The 14737-nt window shown below is 66.1% G+C and carries 9 protein-coding genes; all 9 read left to right on the forward strand.

Annotated features, from left to right (window positions below):
- Nucleotides 1-332 precede the first annotated feature (332 nt).
- The 9 genes from glgA to H0I86_RS18020 all read left to right on the forward strand — a co-directional run bounded on the left by glgA (nucleotide 333) and on the right by H0I86_RS18020 (nucleotide 14560).
- Nucleotides 333-1901, forward strand: coding sequence for a glycogen synthase GlgA (gene glgA / locus H0I86_RS17980; RefSeq protein ID WP_180921530.1), 1569 nt, complete (start codon nucleotides 333-335; stop codon nucleotides 1899-1901).
- Between the two features lie 14 nt (nucleotides 1902-1915).
- Nucleotides 1916-3712, forward strand: coding sequence for a malto-oligosyltrehalose trehalohydrolase (gene treZ, locus H0I86_RS17985; protein WP_180921531.1), 1797 nt, complete (start codon nucleotides 1916-1918; stop codon nucleotides 3710-3712).
- Nucleotides 3709-5790, forward strand: coding sequence for a 4-alpha-glucanotransferase (gene malQ, locus H0I86_RS17990; RefSeq protein WP_180921532.1), 2082 nt, complete (start codon nucleotides 3709-3711; stop codon nucleotides 5788-5790). Before treZ ends, malQ begins: the two co-directional genes overlap by 4 nt.
- Entirely contained in the window at nucleotides 5787-8579 is a 2793-nt protein-coding gene (locus H0I86_RS17995; protein WP_180921533.1) for a malto-oligosyltrehalose synthase, read from the forward strand. The genes malQ and H0I86_RS17995 overlap by 4 nt, the downstream gene beginning before the upstream one ends.
- A 21-nt stretch (nucleotides 8580-8600) precedes the next feature.
- Nucleotides 8601-8939 carry a DUF2934 domain-containing protein gene (locus tag H0I86_RS18000; RefSeq protein ID WP_124336586.1) on the forward strand — a complete coding sequence of 113 codons (339 nt, stop codon included), beginning with the start codon at nucleotides 8601-8603 and terminating at the stop codon, nucleotides 8937-8939.
- 113 nt (nucleotides 8940-9052) lie between these two features.
- The gene (gene glgX, locus H0I86_RS18005; RefSeq protein ID WP_180921534.1) at nucleotides 9053-11227 is read left to right on the forward strand and encodes a glycogen debranching protein GlgX; all 2175 of its coding nucleotides are present in this window, start codon (nucleotides 9053-9055) and stop codon (nucleotides 11225-11227) included.
- Nucleotides 11228-11518: 291 nt separating this feature from the next.
- A complete protein-coding gene (locus H0I86_RS18010) occupies nucleotides 11519-12274 on the forward strand; it encodes a PIG-L deacetylase family protein (protein ID WP_180921535.1) in 756 nt (251 codons plus the stop codon).
- Between the two features lie 122 nt (nucleotides 12275-12396).
- Nucleotides 12397-13167 carry an endonuclease/exonuclease/phosphatase family protein gene (locus tag H0I86_RS18015; protein ID WP_373369363.1) on the forward strand — a complete coding sequence of 257 codons (771 nt, stop codon included), beginning with the start codon at nucleotides 12397-12399 and terminating at the stop codon, nucleotides 13165-13167.
- A 334-nt stretch (nucleotides 13168-13501) separates the two neighbouring features.
- Entirely contained in the window at nucleotides 13502-14560 is a 1059-nt protein-coding gene (locus H0I86_RS18020) for an autotransporter domain-containing protein (RefSeq protein WP_180921537.1), read from the forward strand.
- The last annotated feature ends 177 nt before the right edge of the window (nucleotides 14561-14737 follow it).

Here is a 14737-nt window from a genome sequence, read left to right on the forward strand (position 1 = left end):
TTATTCCGGGGCAGCGCAACCTTCGCCCCGAGAAAACCTAATCGTCATGCCCGCGCTCTAACTTCTGTCCTAGACTGAAATTCAAAAAGTGACCGGACAGTCACCCCCGAGGAAATAAAGTCGAAACTTTTGGCTCACGCCTTGGGTCAGGTTAAAGGTAGGGCCTTCGCGACTGGTGCAATCCTTGCAATGGCCCCTTCACCCTCTTTGCATCGACGCATGAGGCTGCGTTCGGCTTCCGCATGTGTAACGTTTTTGTGCCCGGCCACCGGATTGGCCTTTTGACACCGCCGGCAGATGCCAGGAACAGATCAATAAAACGGGAGAAACAGATGACCAGTGCCGTATTGCAAACCCAGGGAAAGCATCCTCTGCCGCTGGCCGGTGAAACGGCCTCCACATCGATTCTCGCCCCAGGTGGCAAGACGACACTGCCCTTGATCCGCCACAACCCCAACCGCAAGAAGGTCCTGTTCGTCACTTCGGAAATCGCCGATCTGGTCAAGACCGGCGGCCTGGGCGACGTCTCGGCCGCCCTGCCCCGCGCCATGGCGCACCTGCACGATGTACGCCTGCTGATTCCCGGCTACCGGCAGGTGATGCACAGCGAAAACCCGATTCATATCATTGGCGAGCTGGGCGGCCACGCGGCCCTGCCGGCCTGCAAGATCGGGCGCATGGACATGCCCGACGGCCTGGTGATCTATGTGCTGATCTGCCCCGAACTCTTTGAGCGCGAAGGCACGCCCTACGGCGCCAACAACGGACGCGACTGGCCGGACAACCATATCCGCTTCGCCCGCCTGGGCCTGGCCGCGGCCGACATCGCCGCCAACCTGGCGCAGATCCACTGGTGCCCGGACCTGGTGCACGCCCATGACTGGCCCGCCGGGCTGGCGCCGGCCTATATGCACTGGCGCGGGCAACGTACGCCGACCCTGTTCACCATCCACAACCTGGCGTACCAGGGCGTGGTCAGCCTGGCCTCCTGCCCGGAGCTGGGCATTCCCGAACACGCCCTGCAACAGGAAGGCATGGAGTTCTACGGCAAGCTGTCGTTCCTCAAGGCCGGCATGGCCTACGCCAGCCACATCACCACCGTCAGCGCCACCTATGCCCAGGAAATCACCACCCCGGCCTTCGGCTGCGGGCTTGACGGTTTCCTCGCCAGCAAGACCCAGCAAGGTCTGCTCAGCGGCATCCCCAACGGCATCGACGAAAGCTGGGACGCCGCCACCGACCCGCACCTGTCCACTCCCTTCGCGATTGGCGACTGGCAAGGCAAGGCCGCCAACGCCGCCCATGTGCGGCAGATGTTCGGCCTCGACCCCAGCAGCGGCCCGCTGTTCGCCGTGGTCTCGCGCCTGGTCTACCAGAAAGGCCTGGACCTCACCGAAGGCGTGGCCGAGTACATCGTCAAGTCCGGCGGCCAGATCGCCATTATCGGTCGCGGCGAGCCGGAGGAAGAGCAGGCCATGCGTGCCCTGGCCGCGCGTTTCCCCGGGCGCATCGGGGTGAATATCGGCTTCAACGAAACCGACGCCCGCCGCATGTTCGCCGGCAGCGATTTCCTGCTGATGCCTTCGCGCTACGAGCCCTGTGGCCTGAGCCAGATGTACGCCCAGCGCTTCGGTTCGTTGCCGGTGGCGCGCAATACCGGCGGCCTGGCCGACACCATCGAGAACGGCGTCACCGGCTTCCTCTTCGACGAGTCCACCGTGGCCAGCTACAAAGAGGCCCTGAGCCGCGCCTTCAAGGTGTTCGCCTATCCGCCGCTGCTCAACGCCATGCGCTGCCGGGCGATGGCCGCGCCCTTCAACTGGTGCAAGGCGGTGGAACCCTACGCCGAACTCTATGAACAGCTGGTGGCCAAGGCCTTGGGAAAATCGGCCAAACCTTGAGAGGGCACCCCAAGATGCCGTCAAGGACACTGGAAACCTGGCCCCACGGCACCGCGCCGCTCGATGCCGAGCGCACCCGCTTCGCCCTCTGGGCGCCGGACGCGCAACACGTCAGCGTCGAACTCGAACACGGCGTGTCGCTGCCCATGCTGCCCCAGGCCAACGGCTGGTTCATGGTCGTCGGCCGTTGCCCGCCCGGCACCCGCTACCGCTTCAACATCGACGATGAGATCCGCGTACCCGACCCGGCGTCCCGGGCCCAGGATGGCGATATCGACGGCCCCAGCCTGGTGGTCGACCCCCGGGCCTATCGCTGGCAACACCCGCACTGGCAAGGCCGGCCGTGGCACCAGGCGGTGATCTACGAGCTGCATGTGGGGGTACTGGGCGGCTACCGCGAAGTGGAAAAACACTTGCCGCGCCTGGCCCATCTGGGCATCACCGCCATCGAGCTGATGCCCCTGGCGGAGTTTCCCGGCGATCGCAACTGGGGCTACGACGGCGTCCTGCCTTATGCGCCGGAAGCCTCCTACGGTTCGCCCGACGACCTCAAGCACCTGATCGACTGCGCCCATGGCCTGGATCTCGCGGTGATGCTCGATGTGGTCTACAACCACTTCGGCCCCGACGGCAACTACCTGCACCACTACGCCAAGGCCTTCTTCAGGGAAGACCGGCATACGCCCTGGGGCGCGGCCATCGACTTTCGCCGCCAGCCGGTACGCGACTTCTTTATCGACAATGCCCTGATGTGGCTGCTGGAGTACCGCTTCGACGGCCTGCGCCTGGACGCGGTGCATGCGATCGACGACCCGGACTTCCTGCAAGAACTGGCGCAGCGGGTGCGCCAACGGATCGACCCGACGCGGCAGGTCTGGCTGACCGTGGAAAACGAGTACAACCAGGCCAGCCTGCTGGAGCAGCAATTCGATGCGCAGTGGAACGACGACGGCCACAACGCCCTGCATGTGTTGCTCACCGGCGAAACCGACGCCTACTACGCCGACTTCGCCGAACGCCCCACCGAGAAACTGGCGCGCTGCCTGAGCCAGGGCTTCGCCTACCAGGGCCATGTCACCCGCCACGGCACCGCTCGCGGCGAACCCAGCGGCCACCTGCCGCCCAGCGCTTTCGTGCTGTTTTTGCAGAACCACGACCAGATCGGCAACCGCGCCTTCGGCGAACGCCTGGTGCGCCTGGCCGAGCCACAGGCGTTGCGGGCGGCCACGGTGCTGTTGCTGCTGTCGCCGATGATTCCGCTGCTGTTCATGGGCGACGAGTTGGCGGCGCCGCAACCCTTCCTGTTTTTCACCAGCCACCATGACGAACTGGCAGACGCGGTGCGCGAAGGCCGGCGCGACGAATTCGCCGCCTTCAGCGCCTTCGCCGATCCGCATAAACGCGAGCAGATTCCCGACCCGAACGCGCCGGACACCTTCCTCGCGTCGAGGCCGCAGGCGGACCCGGCCCAGGGCGAACAGACCCTGGCGCTGTATCGCCAACTGTTGCAACTGCGCCGCGAGCACATCGTGCCCTACCTGCCCGGCGCCGAAGCCCTGGGCGCCGAGGTGCTGGCCGAGGGTGCGCTGTGTGCCCGCTGGCGCCTGGGCAATGGCCAGGAGCTGCGCATCGACCTCAACCTGAGCCCGCACGAGGTCGAGCAGCGGCCAGCGAACGCCGCGCAGCGCCTGTTCGACTACCCGGCCCAGGCGTTCGAACGGTTGCAGCGAGGCCATCTCGCCCCCTATAGCGCACTGGTCAGCCTCGGCGCGGCCGCCCCACTGCCTGACCTTGACGGAGAACGCCCATGAGCGACGCGCAACTGGAAATCCTCGCCAGCCGGGCCGGCCTGGCCGTCGACTGGATCGACGCCAACGGCCGCCCGCAACGGGTCGAGCCGCGGGTGCTGCGAACCGTGCTGGCCAGCCTCGGCCATCCGGCCGACAACGACCAGCAGATCGAAGCCAGCCTGCGCCAGCTGCTACAGGTACAGCAGAGCCGGCAACTGCCACCGCTGCTGACCGCCGATGCCGGCCAGGGCCTGGACCTGGGGCATTACTTCGCCCCGGACACGCCCTGCGAAATCCGCCTGGAAGACGGCAGCGTGCTCAACCTCAAGCTGGACGCCAACTCCATGCTGCCGGGGCTGGTGCCGGTGGGTTACCAGGAGGTGAGTATCGCCGGCCAGCACTTCACCCTGGCCGTGGCGCCCGAACGCTGCTACAGCGTCGCCGACGCCGTGGACCAGGCCACGCCCCGCGCCTGGGGCCTGAGCGTGCAGCTGTATTCGCTGCGACGCAGCGGCGACGGCGGTTTTGGCGATACCCAGGCGCTCGAAGACCTGGTCCGGGTCGCCGGCGAACGGGGCGCCGAGGCCATGGCTATCAGCCCGCTGCATGCCATGTTCAGCAGCGACACCGGACGCTACAGCCCTTATTCGCCGTCCAGCCGGCTGTTTCTCAACAGCCTGTACGCCGCGCCCGGGACCATTCTCGGCGAGCGGGCCTGGCGCAGTGCCATCGACGCCAGCGGCCTGGGGCCGCAACTGCAACAGCTGGAACAACAGCCGATGGTCGACTGGCCAGTGGCGGCCCAGGCCCGGCAGAAAGTCCTGCGCGCGCTTTATGAAGGCTTCTGCCAGGGCGAGCATCCGCTGCACCAGGATTTCGCCAGTTTCCGCCACGCCAACGGCGAGGCCCTGGAAAACCACTGCCGCTTCGAAGCCATCCAGGCCCGGCGCGCGGCCCGCGGCGAAAGCCTCGACTGGCGCGAATGGCCCGATGCCTGGCGTACCCCACGCAGCCCGGCGCTGGCACAGTTCGCCGAGGAGCACGCCAGCGACATCGGCTTCTATGCCTTCTGCCAATGGCTGATCGCCCGTTGCCTGGAGCGGGTGCAGACCACCGCCCGCAGCAGCGGCATGGGCATCGGCCTGATCGCCGACCTGGCGGTGGGCGCCGACGGCGGCGGCAGCCAGGCCTGGAGCCGCCAGGACGAACTGCTGGCGGCGCTGACCGTCGGCGCGCCGCCGGACATTCTCAATCGCCAGGGCCAGGGCTGGGGCATTTCCGCCTTTTCCCCGGAGGGCCTGGTACGCAATGGCTTCCACGCCTTTATCGAAATGCTCCGGGCCAACTTCGCCCATGCCGGCGGCCTGCGCATCGACCATGTGATGGGTCTGCAACGGTTGTGGGTGATCCCCCTCGGCGCCCCACCCTGCGACGGCGCCTACCTGTATTACCCGGTGGACGACCTGCTGCGCCTGCTGACCCTGGAGTCGCACCGGCACCAGGCGATCGTCCTCGGCGAAGACCTCGGCACGGTGCCCGACGGCCTGCGGGAGAAACTCAGCGCGCGGGCCATGCTCGGCATGCGCGTGCTGCTGTTCGAGCAGGAGCACGGCACGCATTTCCGGCCGATCCTCGACTGGCCGGACAATGCCCTGGCGACCACCAGCACCCACGACCTGCCGACCCTCAACGGCTGGTGGCAGGGCCGCGACATCGACTGGAGCGCGCGCCTGGGCCTGGTGGACGAAAGCGGCGAAACCCATTGGCGCGAACATCGCCAGCGTGAACGCGAGGGCCTGCGCCACGCCCTGAGCCGCGACCCGCAGAACTTTCGCGAAGACACCCACGAAGCCGACCAGGTGGTGGACGCCAGCGTGCGCTTCCTCGGCCATACCCGCGCGCCGCTGGTGCTGCTGCCCCTGGAGGACGCCCTGGGCATCGACGAACAGGCCAACCTGCCCGGCACCCTCGACAGCCATCCCAACTGGCGCCGGCGCCTGGCCGGCAGCAGCGCGGCCTTGCTCGACGACCCGGACGCCGCGCGCCGCCTGGAACTGCTGGCCTGCGCCCGGCTGCAGGCCCACGAGCGCGACCGATGAGCAGCGCGACGATCCACAGCCAGCCCGTGCGGGCCACCTTGCGCCTGCAGTTTCATCGCGGCTTCACCCTCGACGACGCGGTGCCGCTGGTGCCCTATTTCGCCCGCCTGGGCATCAGCCACCTGTACGCGTCGCCGCTGCTGTGCGCCCGCGCCGGCTCGATGCACGGCTACGACGTGGTCGACCCGACCCGGGTCAACCCCGAGTTGGGTGGCGAGGCCGCCCTGGAACGCCTGGTCCGCAGCCTGCGCCAACACGACATGGGCCTGTTGCTGGATATCGTCTCCAATCACATGGCGGTCGGCGGCGCGGACAATCCCTGGTGGCAGGACCTGCTGCGCTGGGGGCGCCTGAGCCCCTACGGCGAGTTCTTCGATATCCAGTGGCACTCCCCCGACCCCTTGATGGAAGGCCAGTTGCTGCTGCCGTTCCTCGGCAGCGACTACGGCGTAGCCCTGCAGGAAGGCACGCTGCGGCTGTGCTTCGATACCGAACGGGGCGAATTCCATGTCGAGCATTACCAGCATCACTTCCCGATCTGCCCCAGCGATTATGGCGAGTTGCTGCGAGTTCGGGGCGAGCTCGACGCCGAGTCGGCCGAGCGCCTCAAGCCTCTGGCCGATGCCTTCAGCACCCTGCGCTACCAGCCCGACGCCCACACCCAGGCCGAGCCCTTGCAGCGGCAATTGCAGGACGCCGCCTGTGACCCACAGGTCCGCGCGGCCATCGAGCAGCAACTGGCGCTGTATGACGCGCGCCAGCCGCAGGGCTTCGCTCGCCTGCACGCCCTGCTGGAGCAACAGAGTTATCGCCTGGCCAGCTGGCGCACCGCGGCGGACGACATCAACTGGCGGCGCTTCTTCGACATCAACGAGTTGGGTGGGCTGCGGGTCGAGCGCCCGGCGGTGTTCGAGGCCACCCACGGGAAAATCTTCCAGTTGATCGCCGCCGGCCTGGTGGACGGGCTGCGCATCGACCATATCGACGGCCTGGCCGATCCCCGCGGCTACTGCCGCAAACTGCGGCGCCGGGTCGATGCGCTGCGCTCCGGCCAGCACCTGCCGATCTATGTGGAAAAGATCCTCGGCGCCGGCGAGACCCTGCGCCGCGACTGGTGCGTGGACGGCAGCACCGGCTATGAATTCATGAACCAGCTGTCGCTGCTGCAACACGACCCGCAAGGCGCCGAGCCTTTGGCCGAACTCTGGAGCCGGCACAGCGAACGCCCGGCGGCCTTTCTCGAAGAAGCCCGGCTGGCGCGCCAGCAGTTGCTCAACGGCTCGCTGGCCAGCGACTTCGAAAGCGTGGCCCAGGCCCTGCTGCAAGTGGCGCGCAACGACGTGATGAGCCGCGACCTGACCCTGGGCGCCATCCGCCGCGCCTTGCAGGAACTGATCGTGCACTTCCCGGTGTACCGCACCTACATCGGCGCCTGCGGGCGCTCGGCGGCGGACGAGGTGTTTTTCCAGCAGGCCCTGCAAGGCGCCCGCGACACCCTGGGCGAAGCCGACTGGCCGGTGCTGGCCTACCTGCAACAGTGGCTCGGCGGCCGCGGCTGGCGCCAGCTGCCACCGGGACGCCAGCGCAAGGTGCTCAAGCATGCCTGCGTGCGCTTCCAGCAACTGACCTCGCCGACCGCGGCCAAGGCGGTGGAAGACACCGCGCTCTATCGCTCGGCGGTGCTGCTGTCGCGCAACGACGTGGGTTTTTCCACCGAGCAGTTCTGCGCCCCGGTGGAAGATTTCCACGCGCTCTGCCGCGAGCGCCTGGCGACCTTCCCCGACAACCTGCTGGCCAGCGCCACCCACGACCACAAGCGCGGCGAAGATGCCCGCGCGCGCCTGGCGGTGCTCAGCGAACTCAGCCCCTGGTACGTCGCACAGGTCGAACACTGGCGCAGACTGGCCCAGGCCCTGCGCAACGATCCCCAGGCGCCCGGCGCCGGTGACGAGCTGATTCTCTACCAGGCCCTGCTCGGCAGCTGGCCGCTGGAACTGCACAGCGACGACAGCCAGGGCCTGCAAGACTATGCCCGGCGCCTCTGGCAATGGCAGGAAAAAGCCCTGCGCGAAGCCAAGCTGCACAGCAGCTGGGCGGCGGCCAACGAGGCCTATGAAAGTGCCGTGCATGCGTTCATCGAGCGGCTGTTGCTCAGCCCCGAGGGCCTGCCGTTGCGCAGCGCCATCGGTGCGGCCGTCCAGCGCATAGCGCCCGCTGGCGCCCTCAACGGCCTGGCTCAATCCTTGCTGCGCATGACCGTGCCGGGCGTGCCGGACCTGTATCAGGGCAACGAGTTCTGGGACTTCAGCCTGGTGGACCCGGACAACCGCCGCCCGGTGGACTTCGCCACCCGACAGCAGGCTCTGGACCCCTGCGGCGAAACCATGGAACTGTTGACCCAGTGGCGCGACGGGCGCATCAAGCAGGCCCTGATCGCCGCCACGCTGAAGCGCCGCGGCGAGTACCCGCAGCTGTTTCGCCGGGGCACTTACCAGCCGCTGCTGGCAGAGGGCCGACACGCCGACAAGGTGCTGGCCTTCATGCGCGAACACCAGGGCCAGCGCGCCGTAGTGATAGTGCCCAGGCTGGTCGCCGGGCTGCTGGAAAGCGGCGCGCAACCCCGGGTCGACGCGCCGGATTGGGGCGATACGCGAGTGCACCTGCCATTCGCCGCGCCAGGACAAAACCTGAAGGGACTTTTTTCCACGGGGACAGTCACACCCCACAAGGATCTGATGATCGGCAGCGCATTGCGGGATTTCCCGGTCAACCTCTTCATCCAAACTTGAGTTCAGTTCAGGAGCATTGCGATGAGTACCGACGACAAACGCATTCGTGAGTTCGCCTATCAAATCTGGGAATCGGAAGGCCGGCCCGATGGCCAGGAGCACCGGCATTGGGAAATGGCCCGCAAGCTGGCCGAAGCCGAGGCCCTGGCCCCGAGCAAGCCGCCCAGGGCGACCCGCGCCGCCAGCGCCAAGCCTGGCAAGCCCGCGGCAAAACCCAAGGCCGTCGCCAAACCCGCGGCGGCGGCACCCGTGGTACCTCCCGGAGAAAAGGTGCCTCCTGGAGAAAAAGGATTGCCGCCCGGGGGCAAAAGCAGCGCGGCGAAAAAGCCACGAGCCCCGCGCAAGCCAGCGGCCAGCTGACGACCTTTCGCCAAGGCGCTCGCGCCACCCTCCACTGCCGACCTTGCCCATGTGCGTGGCGCGCCCGTGCGCCACAGGGAGCCTGTTCGCCCATCTGATTTGCAGGAGCACCCATGACCCCGTCCAAACCCAAAACAGCCGCCACGCCGAAAACCCCGCAAGCGACCGAGCCCTCGCGCATCCGCGAAGGCCTGCCCTTCCCGCTCGGCGCGACCTGGGACGGCCTGGGGGTCAACTTCGCGCTGTTCTCGGCCAATGCCACCAAGGTCGAGCTGTGCCTGTTCGATGCCACGGGCGAAGTCGAACTGGAACGCATCGAACTGCCGGAATACACCGACGAGATCTTCCACGGCTACCTGCCCGACGCCCATCCCGGGTTGATCTACGGCTACCGGGTGCATGGCCCCTACGACCCGGCCAACGGTCATCGCTTCAACCCCAATAAACTGTTGATCGACCCCTATGCCAAGCAACTGGTGGGCGAGCTGAAATGGTCCGAGGCGCTGTTCGGCTATACCATCGGGCATCCCGACGCCGACCTCAGTTTCGACGAGCGCGACAGCGCGCCCTTCGTGCCGAAATGCAAAGTGATCGACCCGGCCCACACTTGGGGCCACGATCATCGGGTCAGCGTGCCCTGGGACAGAACGATCATTTATGAGACTCACGTGCGCGGCTTCACCATGCGTCATCCCTCGGTGCCGGAAGCGGTGCGCGGCACCTTCGCCGGGCTGATGGTCGACGATGTGCTGGAGCACATTCGCAAGCTCGGGGTGTCCTCGGTGGAGCTGCTGCCGATCCATGCCTTCGTCAACGACCAGCACCTGCTGCACAAGGGCATGACCAATTACTGGGGCTACAACAGCATCGCCTTCTTCGCGCCCGACCCGCGCTACCTGGCCAATGGCAAGATCGCCGAATTCAAGGAAATGGTCGCGCATCTGCACGAAGCCGGGCTCGAACTGATACTCGACGTGGTCTACAACCACACCGCCGAAGGCAACGAGCAAGGCCCGACCCTGTCCATGCGCGGCATCGACAATGCCTCCTACTACCGCCTGATGCCCGACGACAAACGCTTCTATATCAATGACTCCGGGACCGGCAACACCCTCGACCTGAGCCACCCCTGCGTGCTGCAGATGGTCACCGACTCGCTACGCTACTGGGCCACGGAAATGCATGTGGACGGTTTCCGCTTCGACCTGGCGACCATTCTCGGGCGTTATCACGATGGCTTCGACGAACGCCACAGCTTCCTCGTGGCCTGCCGCCAGGACCCGGTGCTGCGCCAGGTGAAGCTGATCGCCGAGCCGTGGGACATCGGCCCCGGCGGTTATCAGGTGGGCGGGTTCCCGCCGGGCTGGGTGGAGTGGAACGACAAGTTCCGCGACACTGTGCGCGCCTTCTGGAAAGGCGACGACGGCCAGCTCGCCGACTTCGCCGCGCGCATGACCGCCTCCGGCGAGATGTTCAACCAGCGCGGCCGGCGGCCTTATACCTCTGTCAATTTCGTGACCGCCCACGACGGCTTCACCCTGCACGACCTGGTGTCGTACAACGACAAGCACAACGAAGCCAACGACGAGGACAACCAGGACGGCAGCAACAACAACCTGTCGTGGAACCACGGCGTCGAAGGCCCCACCGACGACCCGCAGATCAATGCGCTGCGCCTGCGCCAGATGCGCAATTTCTTCGCCACCCTGCTGCTGGCCCAGGGCACGCCGATGCTCGTCGCCGGCGACGAGTTCGCCCGCACCCAGCACGGCAACAACAACGCCTATTGCCAGGACAGCGAAATCGGCTGGGTCAACTGGGACCTGGACGAGGACGGCAAGTCGCTGCTGAAGTTCGTCAAGCGCCTTATCAAGTTGCGCATGACCTATCCGATCCTGCGTCGCGGACGCTTCCTGGTGGGCAACTACAACGAGGACATCGGGGTCAAGGACGTCACCTGGCTCGCCCCGGACGCCAGCGAGATGACCATCGAACAATGGCAGGACAGCCACGGTCGCTGCCTGGGCATGCTGCTCGACGGCCGCGCCCAGGAAACCGGAATACGCCGCCCCGGTGCCGACGCGACCCTGCTGCTGGTGGTCAACGCCCATCACGACATCGTCAACTTCTGCCTGCTGGAAGTGCCCGACGGCGGCTTCTGGACCTGCATGATCGACACCAACCAGCCCTCGGTGAAAGGCCAGGAGCGCTTCGAGTTCGGCCACCAGTACTCGGTGACCGGGCGCTCGCTGCTGCTGTTCGAACTGCAGCACGAGGATGACGATTGAGCAGTTGGTTGGCCATTTGCCGGGATGGGATGGTGGGCAGTGGCCAGATCAGACAAATGTACGATGGTGCCAAGCGTCTATTCCCCGCTATCTTGAACACCTGAGCGTCGCCATCAGAAAAAAGCCGCTGGCCCCTGCGACGTCGGCCAACGGCTGTGTATGATTGAACGCTCTTGCAGGACGGCAATCCAAGGTATGGAGCGCCGGCACCCGGACCGACACCGGGTGCGAACCCAAGCGGCCCGGTTCATCACCGTGCGCCGACTGCCCCGGAACAAGGATGTGACACCCATGAGATCCATACCCCTGAGCGACAACTGGCCGGAGCAGGTCTGGAACGGCGCCCGCCAACTGCTCGACGTCCCCCCCATCAACCTTGCCAGCCTGGTGCCGCCCGGATTTCGCGCGGTGGTCATCGCCCCGCACCCCGGCGATGAAGTCCTGACCTGCGGCGGCCTGCTGCAGGTACTGGCCCACCACGGCCATCCATTGCAACTGATTTCCGTCACCGACGGCAGCGCCAGCCACCCCGGCTCCGACCTGTGGTCCGAGCGGCGCCTGAGCGTGTTCCGTCCCCAGGAAAGTGTCGAGGCCCTGCGCCGCCTGGGCTTGCCCCTGCACAGCCTGCTGTGGATTCGCGGCGGTTTCGTCGACAGTGGGCTGCAGGAGCGCGAGCATCAGTTGAGCCAGTTCATCGGCCGCTACCTGCGTCCCGATGACGTGGTGTTCAGCACCTGGCGCGAAGACGGCAACGATGACCACGACGCTGTCGGCCGGGCCAGCGCCAAGGCTGCGGCCCAGGCCGGCGTGGCGTTCCACGAAGTGCCGGTGTGGGCCTGGCACTGGCCGGCGCGCGATGAGCACCTGCTGCCCTGGCACCGCGCCCGCAAGCTGCGCCTCGACACCTGGACCGTGGCCCGCAAGCGCCATGCGGCGCATGCCTATGCCAGCCAGTTGCAGGGCGATCCGGGCATCGGCCTGGCCCCGACGCTGACGCCGGTGGTGCTGGAGCGGCTGCGCCAGTCCTACGAAATCATTTTCATGTAGGGCTGCCCCGAGGCAAGCAGACCGGGGAAAACCTGAACTGACCGGCAAAGTGTCAGTCGCATGAGTAACCGCCCTGATTACGAGGAGTGAGCGTGAGCACCGATTCAACCAGGCGCCCGGTCATGTCGGCAGCGCCAGACGCCCCCCCGGCGATCCATCGCCTGCGCATCCTGACCGTCAATACCCACAAGGGCTTCACCGCCCTGAACCGCCGTTTCATTCTCCCGGAGCTGCGTGACGCAGTCCGCAGCACCCAGGCCGACCTGGTGTTTCTCCAGGAAGTATTGGGCGAGCATGATCGCCACGCCAACCGCTACAGCAACTGGCCCCAGCAGTCGCAATACGAGTTTCTCGCCGACAGCATGTGGAGCGATTTCGCCTACGGGCGCAACGCGGTCTATCCCGACGGCCATCACGGCAACGCCCTGTTGTCGAAATACCCGATCTGCCAGAACCGCAACCTCGATGTCTCGATCACCGGTCCCGAGCGCCGCGGGCTGTTGCATTGCGTGCTGGATGTACCGGGGCATGCCGAAGTGCACGCGATCTGCGTGCACCTGAGCCTGCTGGAAAGTCATCGCCAGTTGCAGTTGGCGCTGTTGTGCCAGTTGCTCGAGTCGCTGCCGGACGATGCGCCGGTGATCATCGCCGGCGACTTCAACGACTGGCAGTTGCATGGCAACGCCACCCTCGCCCGTCGCGACGACCTGCACGAAGCCTTCGAACGCCACCATGGCAGCCCGGCCAAGACCTACCCGGCACGCTGGCCGCTGCTGCGCCTGGACCGCATCTACCTGCGCAATGCCAGCAGCCACGCGCCGAAGATCCTTGGGCACAAGCCCTGGACTCATCTGTCGGACCACCTGCCGCTGGCGGTAGAAGTGCACCTCTGAATATCCGGCCAAAGAGTCGTTGGCTACCGAAAATCGCTTTTCCTCGCCTTTCTTGACGTTTTTCCGCACAAACAAGAACTTAGAGAAGCGCTTTTTTTCAGTCGGTTACAACACCCGAATCTCCTACGCCACTGGTCGGTCATTTTCTTGACGGCTGCCCTGTCGTCTCCTTAGCTACAGCTTACTACCCCCGGAAATACAACCAGGGGCAAGCCTCGGATACCTGCTCTAGAGCGGGTCGCCGGGCCTTGCCTCAACGAACTCGGTCGCCCCTCATTCGGGGTAGGAGAGACGCCACGGCGAGACACGGCATGCGATTGCAAGGTAGCCCTCCATGAAAACTTCACTCACCCCACAAGAGATCAAGATCATTCTGTGCACAGTTTCCGCTTCGGTATTGCTGTGCTCTTCCATGGAGGTACAAGCGTCCCCTGCCGAGGACGAGGCGCAACTCTGGTATCGCCAGGACCTGCTCCTGAACCGTCTGTTGACACCCGCGCCATCCGCAACGCCCATGCCACCAGCCAGCCAGCCCCCGGGCAACGGCCTGGGCATCGTGCAAGGCAGCCCGCAGGTCTGGGACCCGCTGTACGGGCCCGCGGCGCGGCAGACTGAAGTCGGTTATCTCGGTTCGCGTTTTGCCAGCAGCATCAACGGCACGCCCGGCGGCTCGGTGCTCTACACCCTGGAAAGCAGCAGCGGGCATACCCAGCGCATCGGCCTGCTGGGCGGCCAGAGCCAGTTCCAGGCCAACGGCCAGGGAATGCCCGGCGGTTTCAGCGACCCGCGTAATGACAGTTTCAGTGTCCAGGGTCAAAGTCTTGGCGCGTTCTGGAGCCTGACCGGCCCGCAGGGCTGGCACGTCGACCTGTCGGCCAGCGGCGCCCGGGTCAGCGGCTTCAGTCGCACCGAGCAAGGCCAGCGGCAAGCCGCCGAAGGCAGCGCGGTGACTCTGTCGGTGCAAGGCGGGATTCCTATCGGCATCAGCGACAACTGGGTGGTCGAACCCCAGGCGCAATTGATCAACCAGCGCGTCAGCCTGGACAACCCGAATGCCGACAGCAGCACCAGCTCCGCCGGCAACCTGAACTCCTGGAGCGGTCGCGTCGGGGCCCACTTGCAAGGGCGTTATGACGTCGCCGGGCACTCGGTGGAACCCTATGTACGCACCAGCTTGTGGCACACGGTGTACAGCGGCGACGTGCTGACCCTGGACAAGGTCGACAAGATCAGCAGCAGCCACAAGTCCTCCACCGTCGAGGTCGGCCTGGGCCTGGTGGCCAGGCTTACTCCCGTCGTCAGCCTGTACGTGAGCGCCGACTACAGCAGCGATGTGGACGACAACGACCTCAACGGGCTGATTGGCAGCCTGGGTGTGCGGATGCGCTGGTAAAAACCTGCATAGCCGCTGCCGCAGGCTGCGATCGGCGGCGCAGTCGAGGCAAAGGAGCCATCGGCAATACGCGTCGTCCGGGTTGCGGGCTCTGCGAGCCCGATCGCAGCCTGCGGCAGCGGCTACAGGGATTGGTTTTTCAGGGACACCCCTTGCTGGCTTGCGTTCCTCCGCCCG

It is taken from the genome of Pseudomonas chlororaphis subsp. aurantiaca, assembly GCF_013466605.1.
Lineage (GTDB): Bacteria > Pseudomonadota > Gammaproteobacteria > Pseudomonadales > Pseudomonadaceae > Aquipseudomonas > Aquipseudomonas chlororaphis_I.

Coding starts and splice junctions, on each gene's coding strand:
- glgA (WP_180921530.1), top strand. CDS start 333: ATGACCAGTGCCGTATTGCAAACCCAGGGAAAGCATCCTCTGCCGCTG.
- treZ (WP_180921531.1), top strand. CDS start 1,916: ATGCCGTCAAGGACACTGGAAACCTGGCCCCACGGCACCGCGCCGCTC.
- malQ (WP_180921532.1), top strand. CDS start 3,709: ATGAGCGACGCGCAACTGGAAATCCTCGCCAGCCGGGCCGGCCTGGCC.
- H0I86_RS17995 (WP_180921533.1), top strand. CDS start 5,787: ATGAGCAGCGCGACGATCCACAGCCAGCCCGTGCGGGCCACCTTGCGC.
- H0I86_RS18000 (WP_124336586.1), top strand. CDS start 8,601: ATGAGTACCGACGACAAACGCATTCGTGAGTTCGCCTATCAAATCTGG.
- glgX (WP_180921534.1), top strand. CDS start 9,053: ATGACCCCGTCCAAACCCAAAACAGCCGCCACGCCGAAAACCCCGCAA.
- H0I86_RS18010 (WP_180921535.1), top strand. CDS start 11,519: ATGAGATCCATACCCCTGAGCGACAACTGGCCGGAGCAGGTCTGGAAC.
- H0I86_RS18015 (WP_373369363.1), top strand. CDS start 12,397: ATGTCGGCAGCGCCAGACGCCCCCCCGGCGATCCATCGCCTGCGCATC.
- H0I86_RS18020 (WP_180921537.1), top strand. CDS start 13,502: ATGAAAACTTCACTCACCCCACAAGAGATCAAGATCATTCTGTGCACA.